This window comes from Oleiphilus sp. HI0067 (genome assembly GCF_001635735.1).
The window spans coordinates 1-1,605 of the sequence record NZ_LWFI01000404.1 but is presented as its reverse complement, the minus strand read 5'-3'; the positions used below and the strand labels follow the sequence as shown (position 1 = coordinate 1,605).

General features: G+C 44.4%; 2 protein-coding genes and 1 pseudogene. All 3 read right to left on the bottom strand.

Annotation, left to right across the window (positions count from 1 at the left end):
• Positions 1-283, bottom strand: a pseudogene (locus A3739_RS04775) (hypothetical protein); the annotation flags it as partial.
• Positions 284-476: 193 nt separating this feature from the next.
• Complete coding sequence (locus tag A3739_RS04770) at positions 477-1,076, bottom strand: 2-hydroxychromene-2-carboxylate isomerase (protein ID WP_068500507.1); 600 nt, start codon at positions 1,074-1,076, stop codon at positions 477-479.
• A 56-nt stretch (positions 1,077-1,132) separates the two neighbouring features.
• Positions 1,133-1,605: SDR family NAD(P)-dependent oxidoreductase (locus A3739_RS04765; protein ID WP_156502361.1), on the bottom strand; the 473-nt coding region annotated here is incomplete at its 5' end.

Genomic DNA, 1,605 nt, shown 5'->3' with positions numbered 1-1,605 from the left:
CGAACGGCACATAATTTCGTGAGAGTATCGCCGTTAGATGTACTGCATCGCATAAGCCCGCCTTGAAATCATTAGATGCCACTTTCTCATCGGTATAAGTGATGAATTCAAGATCAAGCCCCCATCCTAAAGCCTTTGGCTTAAGGTCGGAAAAGAACTCAACTACGGGCCCCGTTTTCCCTACAGGATCCCAAAGACAATATTTCTTTTTTTCGAGAGCAAAAGACTGCACTGAAAATAGTGCACAGAAGATAAAAATGGTCGTTTTGGTTGCAGTATTCATCACTAAACCGTGGCCTCTTATTCGTTATTATTTAATAGCGAGTGCCTTGGAATGCGTAGGTAACTGCATACAAATACCTATCAAAGCGCTTCTAAGCTACTCCTTAATAGGTCTGATAGAAAGTGATTAATGCTGATTTATTGAACTGAGTGCCTTGTTCAATGAATAAACAGGGCACAGATCAGAAACGAAATTACGCGCTGAGGACGTCTTCGATAAAGTCCAAACGGTCTTGGCCAAAGTACATTTCATTATCCAAGAACATTGTCGGTGCACCAAAACAACCGCGCTTAACCGCTGCTTCTGTGGCTTCTTTCAATTGATTTTTAATCTCGTCTTGTTGAACTAACTCTGCAAACGCAGCGGCGTCAATGCCAGCCTCCGTCAATACTTCAGCTATCACCTCTGGCTTACTCATATCCAGACCTTTCACCCACATCGCGTCATAGACAACATCGATATAGGCATCAACACAATCAAGTTCCATTGCAGCAAATACGCCACGCATTAGTTGCAGGGTATTTACTGGGAAGTGCGGGTTCATTTTGAATTCAACACCATAACGACGCACGAAACGCGGAATGTCGCTTAACAACATGTACTTGCCTTTGGCAGGAACCAAGCCCGGCGGTGTATTATTTGTCGCTTTATGTACTGCGCCCAATAGCATTTGCTCATAAACAACATCAGCATTGTATTTGTCGCTCATCTTGGCGAGCTGTTTGTGCGCTAGGTAAGCCGTCGGGCTACCAAAATCAAAATAAAACTCAATTTGCTTTGCTGAATCACTCATCGTTATTCCTATATGTATAAATTACGTTCAAGCTGGGTTGGCTAATAGTAAGAGCGTTACCACTTCTCTACCCATGGACGGACATCAAGCTCAAAGGTCCACGCGTTGCGTGGTTGCTCATGAAGCATGACATAATTTTTTGCCAAATCTGCAGGTTGAACGACTCCATCCTTCTCTACAAATTTTTGATACTCGGGGTGGTTTTCACGGATCCACTGTGTGTCTACGGCCGCATCAATTACAACATGCGCAACATGAATATTCTTTGGCCCAAGCTCTCGAGCCATTGACTGAGCGAGGGCTCTGAGACCATGTTTTGCACTGGCAAATGCGCCAAATATAGCGCCGCCTCGTACACTTGCCGTTGCACCGGTAAAGATAATCGTTCCGCGCTTACGCTGACTCATTACTCGAGCAGCTTCTCTTCCGACAAGGAAACCTGAGAAACAAGCCATTTCCCATATCTTGTAGAACTTACGTGCACTTGTATCGAGAATACTCATAGGCACATTCGCCCCAACATTAAATA